The organism is Devosia sp. (assembly GCF_039927955.1).
In the GTDB taxonomy this organism is placed as follows: domain Bacteria; phylum Pseudomonadota; class Alphaproteobacteria; order Rhizobiales; family Devosiaceae; genus Devosia.
Genome location: NZ_JBDSUA010000044.1, coordinates 1 through 14975, shown reverse-complemented (window position 1 = coordinate 14975; position 14975 = coordinate 1). Strand labels below are relative to the sequence as shown.

Sequence of the window (14975 nt, the reverse complement as noted above, 5' to 3'; positions counted from 1 at the left end):
TCGCCCAGCCCGTGGCGATGTGACAATGTCTGCCCATGCGCCTGCTCATCGTCGAAGACAATCTCAAACTAAGTGCTTGGCTCGCCAAACTTCTGCGGGCCGAACGCTACATAGTGGATTGCGTAAATGACGGCGACGACGGCGCTCATGCGCTGCAAACACAGCCCTACGATGTTGCGATCATTGACCTTGGACTGCCCAAGATGGGTGGGATAGATCTGATCAGGGCCACCCGAGATCGCGGAGTGACGGTACCCATCCTGATCCTGACTGCCAATGACAGCCTTAGTCATCGCGTTAAGGGCCTTGATGCTGGCGCGGATGATTACTTGTCCAAACCATTCGAAATTTCCGAACTCGAGGCCAGACTGCGGGCATTGTCCCGACGAACCGCGACTTCTAAACGGGCGCAGCTAAGCTTCGGACCTCTGGTTTTGGACCAGAACACGCGCCTATTCGAACTTGCTGGCAAGCAATTACATCTCTCACCGCGCGAATATGCCCTGCTCGAGACCCTGTTTCGAAAGGCAGGAACGACCGTAAGCAAAGCTTGGCTGATGGAAAGCATTTTCGGCTTCGAAGACGAGCCAAGCGACAGCGCGATCGAACTGTACGTTCATCGGCTGCGCAAAAAATTGGAGGGCTCTACCGTCTCTATCGCCACTTTGCGGGGCCTTGGCTATCTACTCCGGACCCTGGAAAATTGACAGAGCAGGCCCGAAGCATCCGAATGGGATTGACCATTCGCGTCACACTTCCTCTGCTAGCGATCCTGGCTATTGGTATTTGGATTAGCGTCAATGGGTCTTGGCAGCAGGCGCAACAGGTGACGGATCGTTTGCTCGTCGCTTCCGCCCGGGTGATAGCGGAGGATTTGACATATTCTGACGGGCAGATATCAGCGCCAATTCCGCCGGCCGCGCTGGAGATGTTCGCTTCGGAGAGTCGTGACCGCGTCGTCTATCGTGTCGTTGCCGCCGATGGCCGACTGATCGCCGGATATATGGATCTTGATGGCCCTCCTGCCATCTTGACTACCTCCGACGGACCGAAAGCATACGATATCACCTTCCGCGCAGCGCCAATGCGGGCAGTGTCCTTCCCGCAAATAGTGATCACCCCGACCGGGGTAGTGCCTGTCACCGTGCTGGTGGCGCAAACGGTCAATGCCCGTCTGACACTGTTCCAATCGCTACTGGTCGGACAAGTGATCCAACAGGGCGTGTTAGTCACTGTCGCCGCACTTTTCATCTGGTTCGGCATCAACCGGGAGCTGCGACCGTTGCTAGCATTAGCCGCAACTGTGCGGCAGCGTGGCCCTGACCAACTGAGCCCTCTGCCCCATGACAAAGTGCAGACTGAGCTGCAGCCGATGGTGCTGGCCCTGAACGACTTCATGGCGCGACTAAAGCTTCAGCTCACCCGGCAGCGCGACTTTCTCGATACTGCGGCGCACCAATTGCGCACCCCATTGTCCGTCCTAAAGACTCAGGTCGGTTATGCACTACGCACCCCCCATGCTGGCGAAAAGGACGAAGCGCTCAAAGCGATCGACGAGGATCTGAGCGCGATGGCACGTTTGACTAACCAGCTCCTAGTGCTGGCACGGTCCGAACACGACCAACCCACCCTATCGACCGACCCGGTCGATCTGGCAGTCATCACCCGGGAGGTTGCAGCGGCCGCGGCGCCGCGGGCTCTGGACGCCGGTATCGAGGTGACCGTCGATGCGCCTGTATCTGCACTGATCCTGGGCAATGCCGTTTTACTGCGCGAACTAGTCGGCAACCTGGTCGAAAATTTTGTGCTTTACGCCGGCGAGGGCGTGATCGCGAATTTGACCGTTAGCAGCAGGGCCGATCAGGTTGGCTTACGGGTCGCCGACAACGGCGTTGGTATTGCCGCAGCGGACCGAGACCGCATCCTGCAACGCTTTGAACGGGGGGCAAACTCTCCCGGCTTCGGCAGTGGGCTGGGGCTGTCGATCGTCGTTGAAATCGTGAGCCTGTTTCACGGGTCCATTACTTTTACCCATCCTGAAACGGGATCTGGCTTTGTGGTCGATGTGCAGTTTCCCGCCCTAGCGACCGACCAAATCCCATTGCTAGGTTAGGACTGTTCGGACAAAGGAGCGGGGCGCCACTTGACGATGCGGTGTTCGATTGCAGTCATGATGTAGTCGGCGAGCATCGCCACTACGATCAACACCACCATGCCGCCAAACACGCCGGGGCTGTCGAACGATCCACGCGCAATGGCTATGATCTGGCCAATACCATGCTGGGACCCCAGCAATTCACCCACGACTGCGCCAACAATGGCGAACCCGAAGCTAACGTGCAGGCTGGCAAAAATCCAGCTGAGCGCTGATGGAACAACCACCGAGCGGGTAACATCCCACTTGGAGGCTCCCAGGATTTGCGCATTGGCAATCATTGCGCGATCGGCCTCGCGCACGCCCTGGAAGGCGTTGGCGAACACTACGAAGAAAACCATGACGAACGCGACGGCGACCTTGGAGGGCAAGCCCAGTCCGAACGCCATGATGAAAATCGGTGCCAACACGATGCGCGGGATGGCGTTGGCTATGCGGATATAGATCGAGAACACATCAGCTGCGAACTGGTTGCGCCCCAAGGCAATCCCAGCCAGGACGCCGGCAACGGCACCGGTCAGGAACCCGATGATCGCCTCTTCCATCGTGACCCAGACTTCGAACCACAGCGGACCCTGCGATGTCCCGTTGACGATCCAGGTCCACAGTCGTATGGCGATCTGCGACGGCATGGCAAAAAAGAAAGGATCGATAGCACCGGTACGGCCGGCGACTTCCCATCCTCCCAGCAGCAGTACCAATAGTGCTAGACGATAAACGACTACCTTGCGGCGGCGACTTGCGATGGCGATTTGGGCCGCCGCTTCGATTTGCTGATCAGATTTATAAGTCGCGGTATGCGCCATAGCGCTCGAATTTTGTACAATATCGATGGTCATGAGGATCTCCACCCAGCGCCTAAGCGGCGCGTTCCTTGCCATGGCTAATCATCACTTCGTCGCGCAGATCGTTCCAAATCATGCGTGAAAGTTCGATGAACCGTTGATCATAGCGGATTTCCGCGGTCAGCCTTGGCCGCGGCAGATCGATCTCATAGACCGATTTAACTGTGGCGGGCCCCGATGTTAGCACAAAGACCCGATCAGCAAGGGCGATGGCTTCGTCCAGATCATGGGTCACAAAAACCACCGATGCCTTGTCTTGTGACCAAAGCTTGAGCAATTCGTCTTGCATAAGGATGCGGGTCTGCACGTCTAAGGCTGAAAAGGGCTCATCCATCAATAAAATTTCAGGCTTGTTAATGAAGGTCTGTGCCAAGGCAACGCGCTTGCGCATGCCGCCAGAAAGCTGATGAGGGTAGTGATTTTCAAACCCATTCAGACCAACGCGCTTAATCCAGTCCATGGCCTGCTCCGTGGCAGAGTCCTTGCTCACCTTCCGAAACAACGGGCCGGCCATGACGTTGTTCAGGACAGATTTCCACGGAAATAGCGCGTCGCTTTGAAACACAAACCCGATGCGTGGGTCGATACCGTCGACCGGCTGCCCCATAACGTGCACTTCGCCGCCGCTGGGCTTGTTAAGGCCAGTGATGAGGTTCAACGTCGTAGATTTTCCACATCCGGTCGGGCCCACGACGGCAGCGAACTCGCCTGGAGCGACAGTCATTGAAAAGTCGCGTAGTGCGGTCAGTGAGCGCCCGTCTGGCGTTAGGAAACGGCGATTGACGTGCAGCAGCTCGATCGCCGGCACAGTAGAATTTTGGGCGAGCATAGGTCGGCTCCATCGATGGAGGGACAAACAGGCCGCCCCGGGAGGACGGGACGGCCCAACGAGACGACTACATCTTGTTCGCGATATCCACGAACTCGGTAGTAAACGTCTTGGACAGGTCAATCGTCTTGCCTTTGACGCTTTCCTTGAACTGGGACAGCACGGCTAGCACTGTCTCCGGTCCACCCTGCGGCATGACCCCGTCTGGCGTAAACATCTGCTTTCCAGCATCCAGAGCCGCGATATAACCAGCCTCGTCACCGACATAATAATCTGGCGGCATCTGAGCGGCAATTTCGGCCCCAGTGTGCGTATTGATGTATTTGAGAGTTTTAACAAAAGCGTTGGCCATTTTCTGAACCAGGTCTTTATGGGCGTTTACCCAGTCGGTCTGCATATAAAGCGAAGCAGCTGGATAGGTACCGCCGAGGGCTGCCTTGGTATTTTCCAAGGTCCGCATATCAATCAGGATCCGCGCATCACCGGTCTTGAGCATGCGCGAGATGGTGGGCTCAGTCGTCATTGCGCCTTGAATTTGATCCTGTTTCATAGCCACGATCAACGTGTCGCCGGCTCCCACCGGCACCGAGGTGATGTCGCTCAACTGAAGACCGCTCTTCACTGCAAGGTACTGGGTTAGGAAGTTGGTGGACGAGCCTAGGCCTGTCACACCCAAGTTCTTGCCCTTGAAATCAGCAAACGATTTTATGTCTGGGTATTTACTCGACGCCAGCTCGACTTCGCCGGGGGCCTGGCTGAACTGGACGACGGACTCGGCGTATTTGCCGAGCCCTTGCAAATCGACGGTGTGGTCATAAAAGCCGACAACGCCCTGAACTACCCCAGCAAGCATTTCATCGGTAGCATCGACGCCGGACGGCTCGCTCAGAATGTCGACAGTAATACCTTCATCTTTGAAATAGCCGAGTTGCTGGGCCAGCATTGCCGGAAGGTAAATCTGCTTCTCGACCCCACCTACCATGATTGTAATATCGGCGGCGGCCGCCAGACTCGGTACAGCTGACAGAATTGCAAGCGCGGCAGCTGCCAGCGTAATTGGACGCAGTTTCATTGGACTCTCCTCATGTGGCGATCCTGCTTCTTAGAGCGGGTCGACCGGTGGCCGCCCTGTTCAGATCGATCAACAAGTTCTAGCTAGGCAACCTTTCAACCAGCTTTCAGTCCTCGCCGAAGTGTTAGGAATGAAGCACACGGCGCATGCATGTTCGCTATGCCGCCAGATCAACCTTACAAATCTGTATAATAACGGCCAGACGGCTGTAAGCGCTCGTCGGCTATATGATGCCGCGCGTCAAATTTTGTTGCGGCCAGAACGCGCGGGACTTCGCTGTTTGTTGATTGGTTTATCCGCAACGTTTCGGCTTCTGCCACTCAATCTGGAAGGCCGCCAATGCGAATTCTGATTGTGGAGGACGACACCAGAACCTCAGACTATGTTGTCAAAGGCTTTTCAGAAGCTGGTCACCTTGCTGAAGTTTTGACTGACGGACGTGACGCTCTTAGCCACGCAACTCATACCCCATACGATGTGCTCATCGTTGACCGTATGTTGCCTGGGCTAGATGGACTGTCCGTGGTACGCGCGCTTCGGGCCTGTGGGATACAAACACCAACAATTTTTCTGACCGCTATTGGAGGAGTTGATGATCGCGTCGAGGGCTTTGAGGCCGGTGGCGACGACTATTTGGTCAAACCGTTCGCCTTCTCGGAATTGATGGCTCGAGTAACCGCTCTGGCCCGCCGTCCACCGGCACAAGCGGAAAAAACTATATTGCGCGTTGGCGACCTGGAACTTGACTTGACCAGGCGGACTGCCAAGCGAAACGATCAAAAGATCGAACTGCAGGCGCGAGAGTTCATGCTGCTTGAGTTCTTGATGCGTAACGCCGGACGGGTTGTCACCCGCAGTATGTTGTTGGAGCGCGTCTGGGATTTTCACTTTGATCCGAAGACAAGTGTCGTTGAGACACACATCAGCCGGCTGCGAGCCAAGATCGACAAACCGTTCAACGTTCAGTTACTGCATACCGTCCGCAGTACCGGATACAGCATCCATGATTCAAACTAAGATATTTCAAAGTTCCGCATTCAGGCTTGCAATCGTCTTTTCCGGACTATTCTTCGTTACCTTCATAATCGCCGGATTTCTGGCGTATCAAATTATACTAGGCGATCTGCGCGACCGGCTCGATGAGAGCCTAAAGCAAACTTTTGATCTTATATCGCGGTCATACGCCGGCAACGATCTAGAAGATTTGACGGCAACGGTGCAAAGTTATGCTGTTGCTGCCGAGGAACATGACAGGGTATTTTTTCTTGCCGATGCTGCTGGCCAAAAGCTTGCCGGCAATGTGGAAAAAGCTGACGTCAGCCCCGGGCTTGCTTCAGTTAGTGAGGCAGACTTTGGTTTTGGCTTGTCAGACAGCTATCGCAGCTTCCGGGGTACTTTCGACGGTCATTTGCTCGTGGTTGGTGCCAGTTTCTCCGAAATCGAGGAGCTAGGTGGGCTAGCGCTAACGAGTTTCCTGTGGGCGGGCGGCTTAGCGAGTCTCATCGCCATCATTGCCGGTGCCCTGCTCGCAACTGCTGTTCAAAAGCGAATGCAAGCAATAGCCTCCACCATGGCGCAGGTGGGACGCGGCGATCTAAATGCTCGCATTCCTTTACGACGCAACGGCGATGACGTCGACATTTTGGCTGGGCAGGTTAACGCCGCGCTCGACCGGCTAGCATCGCTGGTCGAGAGTGTGCGGCAGGTCAGCGTTGATATAGCCCACGATCTCAAGACACCCCTCAATCGGCTTGCGATTATAATAGAAGGAGCGCTTGAGCTTGCAGCAAACGGCGAAGACAATACGGTGGACCTGATGCAGGCCCAGGAAGAGGCCGTGCAGATCAACGCAACGTTCGAAGCGCTTTTGCGGATCGCACAGTTGGAGTCTGGCAGCCGCCGAGAACGCTTCGCGCCGGTGCAGTTAGCCGATATCCTAGAGGTACTCGTAGAGGCCTATGTCGACGTTGCGGCCGACAGTCAGCAGGTCCTGTCGCTCGTCAGGAGGGCTGTACCGATACCAATGATTCTGGGGGACAAGGATCTGCTCACCCAACTGTTCGCCAATCTGATTGAGAACGCTATTCGTCATGCTGGTGCTGGCAGCCGCATCGAACTCAGTCTAGTTAAGATGGGAGACAGTATTGCAGTTGGCGTGGGCGATGACGGTCCGGGAATTCCCGAAGCCGAGCGCACCAGAGTGTTCCAGCGGCTGTACCGCCTGAGCAAAAGCCGCACCACGCCCGGTAGTGGGCTCGGTTTAAGCATGGTCAAGGCCATCGCAGATCTGCATGGCGCAGGCATTGCGCTGGGTGACCGGAGCCCAGGCTTACAAGTCACCATCCTATTTGAACCGATGATCCTAGAGGCAAAATAATGAAGGCAATTTCACCGATGTACCTGACCGGCGGGGTGGCCGTGTTCTTGTTGGGTGGCTTCGGCCTGATCGCTGCCGAAGTGGTTGAAGGCGATACCATGAACGTGGACATGGGCGTGCTGATGGCGCTGCGCACGCCTGGCAATCTGGCAGCTCCTATTGGTCCAGCCTGGTTGCCGGAAGCGGCGCGCGATATCACCGGGCTGGGTAGTTTTTCGGTCCTCGGCATTGTGGTGATCGTCGTGGTGATCTTGCTCTTGCTCACCAAAAGGGCGCGTATCGCATGGTTTTTGGCGGCCTCGGTCATCGCCGGCACAATCGCGAGTACCGTTCTTAAAATCATGTTCGACCGTCCCCGCCCACAACTGGCGGGAGTTCCCAAAGTCTTTACGGCGAGCTTTCCCAGTGGCCATGCCACGCTTTCGGCGGTGGTTTATCTCACCTTGGGCACCCTTCTGGCGTTGTGGGTTCAGGAACGCCAGCTCAAGGTATTTTATCTAGTGGTGGCGGTGTTCATGACGATGATAGTTGGCATTAGTCGCATCTACCTTGGCGTGCATTACCCGACCGATGTTCTGGCAGGTTGGTCGCTTGGAGGCGCCTGGGCGTTGCTGACGGGAATGGGCGCTTACGCGTTGGGCATCCACTCAACAGCCAAAAACCTGCCGAACGGGGCACTTTCAAATGGCTGACCTCTCGACGATCCTGTCAACAGTGACGGCGGCATTTCTGGCCTCGGTGGTTGAGGTGGTTGAGGCTTTCACCATTATTCTGGCCGTTGGATTGACCCGTGGTTGGCGTCCCGCATTTTTCGGCAGCGGTCTTGCCTTGACGGTGCTGCTGATTCTGGTTCTGGTCTTTGGCCCGCTGCTGACCCTGGTACCAATCAATCTGGTCCAGTTCATCGTTGGGACTTTGCTCATCCTGTTCGGCATGCGCTGGCTGCGCAAAGCGATCCTTCGGTCAGCCGGGATCATCGCTCTGCATGATGAGGAAAAGGCCTTTGCTTCGGAAACAGCGCAACTCGCCCGGCAGAAGGACGAACGGCGTGCGGATTATCTGGCCGGATTGGCGGCCTTCAAAGCCGTGTTGCTGGAGGGGGTCGAAGTGATCTTCATCGTCATCGCGGTGGGGGCCACACGCGGGCTAACGGTTTATGCCGGCCTGGGTGCATTGGCAGCCTTGATCTTGGTGATCGCCGTCGGTTTGGTAGTGCATCGGCCGCTGTCGAGGGTTCCCGAGAACACGCTTAAATTTGTCGTCGGCATCATGCTCACCAGCTTTGGGATTTTTTGGACAGCGGAGGGGGTGGGTGCAGATTGGCCGGGCGCTGATTTGGCGCTTCTGGCAATCTTTGCCGTGGTCGCCGCAGCGGCCTGGGCGATCCTGGGCGCGATCCGGCGCCTGCAGGGCCAACCACAACTGGGAGCGAAGTCATGAGCCTGCTGAAGACCATTTGCGATGAAACTCTTGGCATGTTCATCGATGATGGCAGCCTGGCGCTGTGGGCCGTGATCCTGATTGCCATCGTGGCGCTGGCAGCCAAGCTGTTGGCGCTGCCAGGCCTGCTGGTCGGCGGCACGCTCCTTGTGGGATGCATCGCCATTCTGGCGTTCAGCGCAATCCGGGCTGCGCAACGTTAGCGTTTCAGCCGCGCCAGGCCCCAATAGCCAAGCGCAAAAAGAGCGCCCGTGGCAATGGGCCAGGGCCACCATCCGTGCACAAACAGGGCACTGCGCCAGGTTTCGACAACCAACCTGAACAGCACGCTGTTCGCGCCCAGCGTTGCAACCAGGGGCGCCAGCGAGCCTATTGTCGCGCCGGCGACAAAACACCCAAGTAAGGGAATGATCTGGCGTCTCATTGCCCGATATCGAAAGTGACGGACGAGCTTGCGCGCCGTCTGGTAAGCCAGACTGCGAGGGCCACGACAACGATAACCCCGCCGAGCGCCAGGCTCACCGGCCCGGTGCCCCAACCCAGCCCGCCGCGCTCCGGACCAACACCCATCCAGTCGGCAAACGAGGCCCCAACGGGCCGGGTCAGCACATAGGCACACCAGAATGGTGCAACGGCTGTGCCGCCAGATCGCCAATACAACGCCCCGGGGACAATGATGGCGCCGGAAAACAGCAGCGCGCTGGCGAGGAACCCCAGCCTGAAACTGCTGGCCACCAGATCACCGATGGCGGTGCCCAGCGCGAAGGTCACCACCACCAGCGCCCAGTAAAACAACTCCCTGCGCCGATTATCGATCGAGGTGATGTCCAGTGTCCCTTCGCGCCGATACCACGCGACGAAGATCGCCAAGACTGCCAGGGCGAACGCCATCGTAGAAACAAAGTACGGCACACCGGCAGCGACGTGGATCACATCGGCGACCATGGTGCCAAAGATGCTGACCAGGATGACGACGAGCCAGTAGAGCCAAGGACGCAAGCGTGCCGCGTTCAATTGCACGATCAAGGCGGCGGCAACCAGCGCCCCCATGGTGGCCACGATGAGCGGCGGATCAAATTGACGGGCCAAAAAGTCCGAGGTTGTTTCCCCCATGCCGGTGGTCAGCAGCTTGATGATCCAGAACGAGATCGTCACCTGGGGAACCTTGCCGACGATTGTCTGGTTCCAGAAGCCGTCCCGGTTGTGGGGCTTAAGCATTGTGGGTTTCATCCATGCAGGGGGGAAAGCGGATTTCGGCCAGCGCGCCCCGACGATCGCAGCGATTCAGCAAAACGATGCTGGCGCCGCACCGGCTTGCCATTGCCTGGGCGATGGACAATCCCAAGCCGCTGCCGTCGCCACCATTGGCCGATGATCGAAAAAACCGGTCAAAGACATGGGGCAAGTCCTTGGGTGGAATACCTGGCCCGTCGTCGAGTACCGACACGGTGGCAATGCCGCCATAAACGTCGATCGCTGCATCAACCTGTCCCCCAGGTTGGGTGTAACGTACCGCGTTGTCCAAAAGATTGCCTATCATCATCCGAACGTCGGCGTCGCTGCCATAAAACGGTGCCTCCCCGGATCGAACGATGCCTAGGTCAATGCGCCGGGCTTCGGCCAGAGGTATTGTGTCGGCCACGGCGTCCCGGAGCACTGCCGCAAGATCCAGTCTGACTTTTGCGGCCCGTGTCCCGGGTTGATCAGACCGCGCCAGCTGCAGCAATTGATCGGTCAGTTTCACCATGCGCATGATGCCGTTCTGAATGTCGATGATCATGTCGCCGAGTTCGTCCAAATCGTTGGCATTGCCCAGATTACGGGCCTGCAATCGCAGCGCTGTCAGCGGCGTGCGCAATTGGTGGGCAGCGTCAGAAATGAAGCGTTGCCGGGACTGCAGCAACTCGTGCTGACGCTCCAGCAGATCGTTCATTGCAAGAACCACCGGCAGCACTTCACCTGGCAAACGCCCAATGGGCAAGGGCTCAGATGCCCCTGCGGCCCGGAGCCTTACGGACTCGGCCAGCGCCGTGATCGGCCCAAGGATGCGCTTGATGACACTGCCCACCACCAGCCATGAGAGCGGTATCAGCAGCAGCACCGGCAAAAGCGTTCGCAGCGCACTGTCAGCCGCAAGCTCGGCCCGAACGCTTGAGCGCTGCGACACCTGAATGACTTCGTCGCTGGCGCGGAGCGTATAGGTTCGCCATGGCTCGCCACCTGCCACGCTATCGGAGAAACCCGAATGCCCTCGTGGCGACAGTTCTAAAGCGAGGTTTGTCTGGCGCACCAACGTACCGCGAGCATCCCAAACCTGGACCAGAATGGCATCCTCTGGATCAATCCCTGCGGCGGGGAGATCGTCCAAGGGTGGCTGCCTCACCTTGTCACCCACAAACAGCGCGATCTGCTTGAGCTGGTTGTCGAGGAAAGCGTCAGGCTCCTGCCGCGCGACAAAGTACGCACCAAGCCCGCCAGCAATGCCAACCGCTGTTAGCAAGACAATCAGGGACAAAAACAGCTGTCGCCGCAGGGTTGTCATGGGCTGCCTTTAGGCACCATCCAACCGGCACCACGGACATTGCGGACAATGTCCTTGTCGTAGCGGCGACGGACGTAGTGGATCAACACGTCGATCGCATTGCTTTCTACCTCTTCGCCCCAACCATACAGCTTGTCCTCCAGTTGGGCGCGCGACAGGATCATTCCCGGCCGCTCCATCAGCGCGTGCAACAGGGTGAATTCGCGTCCGGGCAGAACTTCGCTGGTGCCGCGATAGGTCACGGTGCGGGTGGCCAGATCGAGCGTCAGATCGCCTGCCGACAGCAGGGACGCCGCGTGGCCGGCATGACGGCGCATCACGGCTCGAATCCGGGCAGTCAATTCATTGAAGTCAAAGGGTTTGGCGATGTAATCGTCGGCGCCAAGATCAAGTCCGGCGATCCGTTCGTTGATGCCATCGCGGGCGGTCAGGATTATAACCGGGCGCTGATCTTTGCGTTGGCGGGCCGCACGCAGCACTTGTATGCCCGACATCTGCGGCAGTCCCAAATCTAGCAAAACCAGATCATGATCGGCTTGACCCATGGCCTGCAGCGCCGTTTCGCCATCTTCGACAAGGTCAACCGAAAAGCCGGCCTGGCGCAGGGCAAGCGCCAAGGACCGGCCGATCATTTTGTCATCTTCTACCAGAAGGATGCGCACGCTTGTCGTTCCGACGTCCCCGGGATCACCGCAGCGCGCCACAAACCAAAGAACCCGATCACCGCCGTACCAGTAAAGCGATGATCGGGTTTGCCATTCAGGCCTGGATGTCGACGACCTGACCCTGGCCAGCCGGCGCCGCGGCGGGGGCAGCGGAAGCGGCGGCCGGCAGATCGTCGGCGTCGTGATCATTCACCTTTGCTGGCTGGGCTTTGGCCAGCGGGGCGGGCGCAGGGGCAGATCGGGAGGCGCTGATACCGGCAGTACTCATGGTCAACTATCCTTGTTGTGGTGTGCTTCTAGCCCAATGAAATTACCTGCCTACAATTAGGCGACAATTAGAGGGTGACCGATCCGCCGTCTGCGCTCACCAAAATTCGGCAGGCTGCAGCTTACAAATCTGTAAGAAATCACCCGGGGCCAGGACCATAAACTGTCCTAAGACCGTTATGTTGCAGCCCTACCTACCCTCCGCCGGGCCATTCGAGGTCTCGACCGAAACGCTCCAGGAGGGCTCATGAAATCCGTCCGCCACATTTTGACAGCCGCGTTGCTGTCGACTGCCTTTTTCAGCTCGATAATCGGCAACAGTTATGCTGGCGCGCCTTACGCCCATGTCATGCTGATCAGCATCGATGGGATGCATGCGATCGATCTTGCCAACTACGTCGCAACGCACCAGACAAGCACCCTGGCCGCGCTGGCAAAAACCGCCGTGCAGTATCCAAACGCCCTGTCACCGGCGCCATCGGATTCGTTTCCGGGTATGCTGGCACTGGTCACTGGCGGCACGCCGCGCTCCACTGGCGTGTTTTATGATGACAGCTACGACCGCACCTACTTCGCACCAGGCTCCGACTGCTCCGGCGCACCGGGAGCGGAAGTCACTCTGGCCGAAAATATCGACGTCGACTCCACCAAGCTCAACGCTGGCGGCACACCGGGCCAATGGCGCACCCAGATCGATGTGGCGAAGCTGCCGATGACGCTTGTTGGCGGAAAATGCGTGGCGGTTTATCCGCACCAATTTTCGCGCGTCAACAATGCGTTTGAAATCGTCAAAGCCCATGGCGGGCGCACCGCCTGGTCGGACAAACATCCCGCCTATGAATTGCTCAACGGTCCATCCGGGACGGGTCTTGATGATTTCTATGCCCTTGAGCAGGATTCGCTGATCGACGGTTCGGATAAAGCCACGACCAAAAGCTTCAAGAGCGAACGCGATTTCGATGCGGCGCGGGTCAAAGTTCTGCTCAACCAAATTCAGGGTATGGACAGCACCGGGACATCAAAGGCTGCGGTACCGCAATTGTTCGGCATGAACTTCCAGGCCGTCAGCGTTGGCCAGAAACTGCCCAAATCCGGTCCTGGCGACGACGCCGGCTTGATCGGCGGCTACAGCGATGCCAGCGGCACCCCCAACAATGCTCTGGCGGCGCAACTCGACTATGTCGACGGCGCCTTGGGCGAACTGGTCGACGCTCTGAAGGCACAGAACCTGCTGGACAGCACATTGGTCATTGTCACTGCCAAGCATGGCCAGGCACCAATCGATCCGGCCAGCCTGCGATCGCTGGACGACGCCCCTTATGCCAAGATACCGGGCTATGCCTTCCACATCGCGGATGACGCTTCCCTGATCTGGTTGGACTCCACCACCCGTTCCGCCAATGTTCAAGCCGCCAGCGCCTATCTCGACGCCAATGCCGAAACCCTGGGCATCGGCAAAATCTGGACCCCCAATCAGATGGCGTTGGCCTATAACGATCCCGCCAACGACAGCCGGACGCCCGACTTCATGGTCACCGTCAATCCAGGTGTCGTCTACACCTCCGGCTCGAAGATCGCTGAGCATGGTGGCGCCAATCTTGATGACCGCAACGTCCTGCTATTGATCAGCAATCCGGGTATTACACGCAAGACCAGCACTGCACTAGTGCAAACCGCGCAGGTCGCGCCCACGATCCTGAATGCCCTTGGGCTCGATCCGAAGGAACTTCAGGCGGTCCAACAGGAAGGCACCACTGAACTGCCACTGCTGCCGTTCTAGCAAAAACGCTTTGGCTGGAGCAGGACGCGCTGTTACTCCGCTCCAGCCGATGATTTGAACGTTAGTGGCGCCGCAGCCTAAGCGTGCATCGTGTAGCCAGTCAGCCGGATGGTATGCAGCAATGCCCGGTCAAAGGGCTTGTCGATCTTGGCCCGCAACCGGCTGATATGAGTTTCCACGACGCTGGTCTTGGGATCGAAATGGAAATCCCAGACCTTTTCGAGCAACATGGTGCGCGTGACGATCCGATTTTCGTTGCGCATCAGATATTCCAGCAGGGTAAATTCGCGCGGCAGCAAGTCGATGGCGACAGTGCCGCGCTTGCAGCTGTGGCGAACCAGATCGAGTTCAAGATCCCACAGCCGCAGAGCGGTTTTCTCCCCGGGCACCGGCAAACGACGGGCAAGCGCGTTTATGCGCGCCAAAAGCTCGGAAAGAGCAAAGGGCTTGACGAGGTAATCGTCGCCCCCGGACTCCAGCCCTTCTACCCGGTCGTCGAGCCCGTTGATTGCGGTCAGGAACAGCACCGGCGTGGTGATGCCGGAAGCCCGCAGAGCTTTGACAACCGATAGCCCGTCCATTCCCGGCAGCAGGCGATCCATCAGGATCACGTCGAAACTGCCACTGCCAGCGCACGCAAGGGCCTGAGTGCCGTCGTCGAGGACTTCGACCAAATGTCCGACCTTGATCAATCCGTGGCGAATATAATCAGCGGTTCGGACGTCGTCCTCGACTACCAGAATGCGCATGGTCTTCGGGCCCTCTTTTACGCGAACATCTCTGGTTACCTACGGCGTGGTCACCAGTTCTTCGCCTTCGTGTCGAAGGGTCATGAACACCACCACCCCAGCAATAATCAACAGGAACACCAGGCTGGTCATGACCGTGCCAAGGCCAACGCCGCCATATTGATGCGGCTGCGACAGCAGATCGCCGAACGAGGCGCCCAGCGGCCGGGTCAGGATATAGACCAGCCAGAAGGCAAGGATGCTGTTCAGGCCCA

16 protein-coding genes and 1 pseudogene are annotated in these 14975 nt (G+C 57.9%); 8 read left to right on the top strand and 9 right to left on the bottom strand.

What is annotated here, in order from left to right; translation table 11 throughout:
* Window positions 1–35: 35 nt before the first annotated feature.
* Entirely contained in the window at window positions 36–707 is a 672-nt protein-coding gene (locus tag ABIT12_RS11885; protein WP_348044624.1) for a response regulator, read from the top strand.
* A 23-nt stretch (window positions 708–730) separates the two neighbouring features.
* Complete coding sequence (locus ABIT12_RS11880) at window positions 731–2113, top strand: sensor histidine kinase N-terminal domain-containing protein (RefSeq protein ID WP_348044622.1); 1383 nt, start codon at window positions 731–733, stop codon at window positions 2111–2113.
* On the opposite strand, the gene ABIT12_RS11875 is transcribed toward ABIT12_RS11880, so the two are convergent.
* The 3 genes from ABIT12_RS11875 to ABIT12_RS11865 form a co-directional block, all read right to left on the bottom strand.
* Window positions 2110–2994 carry an ABC transporter permease gene (locus ABIT12_RS11875; RefSeq protein ID WP_348044620.1) on the bottom strand — a complete coding sequence of 295 codons (885 nt, stop codon included), beginning with the start codon at window positions 2992–2994 and terminating at the stop codon, window positions 2110–2112. The genes ABIT12_RS11880 and ABIT12_RS11875 overlap by 4 nt on opposite strands.
* A gap of 19 nt (window positions 2995–3013) precedes the next feature.
* A complete protein-coding gene (locus ABIT12_RS11870; RefSeq protein ID WP_348044618.1) occupies window positions 3014–3829 on the bottom strand; it encodes an ABC transporter ATP-binding protein in 816 nt (271 codons plus the stop codon).
* A 67-nt stretch (window positions 3830–3896) separates the two neighbouring features.
* Window positions 3897–4901 (bottom strand): ABC transporter substrate-binding protein, encoded by a 1005-nt coding sequence (locus ABIT12_RS11865; RefSeq protein ID WP_348044616.1) that lies wholly within the window; start codon window positions 4899–4901, stop codon window positions 3897–3899.
* Window positions 4902–5240: 339 nt separating this feature from the next.
* Here ABIT12_RS11865 and ABIT12_RS11860 point away from each other — a divergent pair, with 339 nt between their 5' ends.
* Genes ABIT12_RS11860 through ABIT12_RS11840 form a run of 5 tightly spaced genes read left to right on the top strand, consistent with a single transcriptional unit; the run spans window position 5241 to window position 8921 of the window.
* The gene (locus ABIT12_RS11860) at window positions 5241–5918 is read left to right on the top strand and encodes a winged helix-turn-helix domain-containing protein (RefSeq protein ID WP_348044614.1); all 678 of its coding nucleotides are present in this window, start codon (window positions 5241–5243) and stop codon (window positions 5916–5918) included.
* Entirely contained in the window at window positions 5905–7278 is a 1374-nt protein-coding gene (locus ABIT12_RS11855; protein WP_348044612.1) for an ATP-binding protein, read from the top strand. Before ABIT12_RS11860 ends, ABIT12_RS11855 begins: the two co-directional genes overlap by 14 nt.
* Complete coding sequence (locus tag ABIT12_RS11850) at window positions 7278–7970, top strand: phosphatase PAP2 family protein (protein WP_348044610.1); 693 nt, start codon at window positions 7278–7280, stop codon at window positions 7968–7970. Before ABIT12_RS11855 ends, ABIT12_RS11850 begins: the two co-directional genes overlap by 1 nt.
* Window positions 7963–8718, top strand: a complete 756-nt coding sequence (locus ABIT12_RS11845) for a COG4280 domain-containing protein (RefSeq protein WP_348044608.1) — start codon at window positions 7963–7965, stop codon at window positions 8716–8718. The genes ABIT12_RS11850 and ABIT12_RS11845 overlap by 8 nt, the downstream gene beginning before the upstream one ends.
* Entirely contained in the window at window positions 8715–8921 is a 207-nt protein-coding gene (locus ABIT12_RS11840) for a hypothetical protein (protein WP_348044606.1), read from the top strand. Before ABIT12_RS11845 ends, ABIT12_RS11840 begins: the two co-directional genes overlap by 4 nt.
* On the opposite strand, the gene ABIT12_RS11835 is transcribed toward ABIT12_RS11840, so the two are convergent.
* From ABIT12_RS11835 to ABIT12_RS11820, 4 genes are read right to left on the bottom strand one after another with little or no spacing between them, the layout of a single operon-like run.
* Window positions 8918–9142, bottom strand: coding sequence for a hypothetical protein (locus ABIT12_RS11835; RefSeq protein ID WP_348044604.1), 225 nt, complete (start codon window positions 9140–9142; stop codon window positions 8918–8920). The genes ABIT12_RS11840 and ABIT12_RS11835 overlap by 4 nt on opposite strands.
* Window positions 9139–9936 (bottom strand): hypothetical protein, encoded by a 798-nt coding sequence (locus ABIT12_RS11830; RefSeq protein ID WP_348044602.1) that lies wholly within the window; start codon window positions 9934–9936, stop codon window positions 9139–9141. The genes ABIT12_RS11835 and ABIT12_RS11830 overlap by 4 nt, the downstream gene beginning before the upstream one ends.
* Complete coding sequence (locus ABIT12_RS11825) at window positions 9929–11260, bottom strand: ATP-binding protein (RefSeq protein ID WP_348044600.1); 1332 nt, start codon at window positions 11258–11260, stop codon at window positions 9929–9931. The genes ABIT12_RS11830 and ABIT12_RS11825 overlap by 8 nt, the downstream gene beginning before the upstream one ends.
* The gene (locus ABIT12_RS11820) at window positions 11257–11922 is read right to left on the bottom strand and encodes a response regulator transcription factor (RefSeq protein ID WP_348044695.1); all 666 of its coding nucleotides are present in this window, start codon (window positions 11920–11922) and stop codon (window positions 11257–11259) included. The genes ABIT12_RS11825 and ABIT12_RS11820 overlap by 4 nt, the downstream gene beginning before the upstream one ends.
* Window positions 11923–12439: 517 nt before the next feature.
* On the opposite strand from ABIT12_RS11820, the gene ABIT12_RS11815 reads away from it, so the two are divergent.
* Window positions 12440–13972 (top strand): alkaline phosphatase family protein, encoded by a 1533-nt coding sequence (locus tag ABIT12_RS11815; RefSeq protein WP_348044598.1) that lies wholly within the window; start codon window positions 12440–12442, stop codon window positions 13970–13972.
* 77 nt (window positions 13973–14049) lie between these two features.
* On the opposite strand, the gene ABIT12_RS11810 is transcribed toward ABIT12_RS11815, so the two are convergent.
* Both ABIT12_RS11810 and ABIT12_RS11805 read right to left on the bottom strand, forming a co-directional pair.
* On the bottom strand, window positions 14050–14721 hold the full coding sequence (locus ABIT12_RS11810; protein ID WP_348044596.1) for a response regulator: 672 nt from the start codon (window positions 14719–14721) through the stop codon (window positions 14050–14052).
* 39 nt (window positions 14722–14760) lie between these two features.
* Window positions 14761–14975 (bottom strand): annotated as a pseudogene (locus ABIT12_RS11805) (hypothetical protein); the annotation flags it as partial.

Bases quoted from the DNA above. Each gene is read 5' to 3' on its own strand.
- ABIT12_RS11845 (WP_348044608.1), top strand. From the start codon at position 7,963: ATGGCTGACCTCTCGACGATCCTGTCAACAGTGACGGCGGCATTTCTG.
- ABIT12_RS11880 (WP_348044622.1), top strand. From the start codon at position 731: ATGGGATTGACCATTCGCGTCACACTTCCTCTGCTAGCGATCCTGGCT.
- ABIT12_RS11870 (WP_348044618.1), bottom strand. From the start codon at position 3,829: ATGCTCGCCCAAAATTCTACTGTGCCGGCGATCGAGCTGCTGCACGTC.
- ABIT12_RS11855 (WP_348044612.1), top strand. From the start codon at position 5,905: ATGATTCAAACTAAGATATTTCAAAGTTCCGCATTCAGGCTTGCAATC.
- ABIT12_RS11825 (WP_348044600.1), bottom strand. From the start codon at position 11,260: ATGACAACCCTGCGGCGACAGCTGTTTTTGTCCCTGATTGTCTTGCTA.
- ABIT12_RS11860 (WP_348044614.1), top strand. From the start codon at position 5,241: ATGCGAATTCTGATTGTGGAGGACGACACCAGAACCTCAGACTATGTT.
- ABIT12_RS11810 (WP_348044596.1), bottom strand. From the start codon at position 14,721: ATGCGCATTCTGGTAGTCGAGGACGACGTCCGAACCGCTGATTATATT.
- ABIT12_RS11850 (WP_348044610.1), top strand. From the start codon at position 7,278: ATGAAGGCAATTTCACCGATGTACCTGACCGGCGGGGTGGCCGTGTTC.
- ABIT12_RS11885 (WP_348044624.1), top strand. From the start codon at position 36: ATGCGCCTGCTCATCGTCGAAGACAATCTCAAACTAAGTGCTTGGCTC.
- ABIT12_RS11840 (WP_348044606.1), top strand. From the start codon at position 8,715: ATGAGCCTGCTGAAGACCATTTGCGATGAAACTCTTGGCATGTTCATC.
- ABIT12_RS11835 (WP_348044604.1), bottom strand. From the start codon at position 9,142: ATGAGACGCCAGATCATTCCCTTACTTGGGTGTTTTGTCGCCGGCGCG.
- ABIT12_RS11875 (WP_348044620.1), bottom strand. From the start codon at position 2,994: ATGACCATCGATATTGTACAAAATTCGAGCGCTATGGCGCATACCGCG.
- ABIT12_RS11830 (WP_348044602.1), bottom strand. From the start codon at position 9,936: ATGCTTAAGCCCCACAACCGGGACGGCTTCTGGAACCAGACAATCGTC.
- ABIT12_RS11815 (WP_348044598.1), top strand. From the start codon at position 12,440: ATGAAATCCGTCCGCCACATTTTGACAGCCGCGTTGCTGTCGACTGCC.
- ABIT12_RS11865 (WP_348044616.1), bottom strand. From the start codon at position 4,901: ATGAAACTGCGTCCAATTACGCTGGCAGCTGCCGCGCTTGCAATTCTG.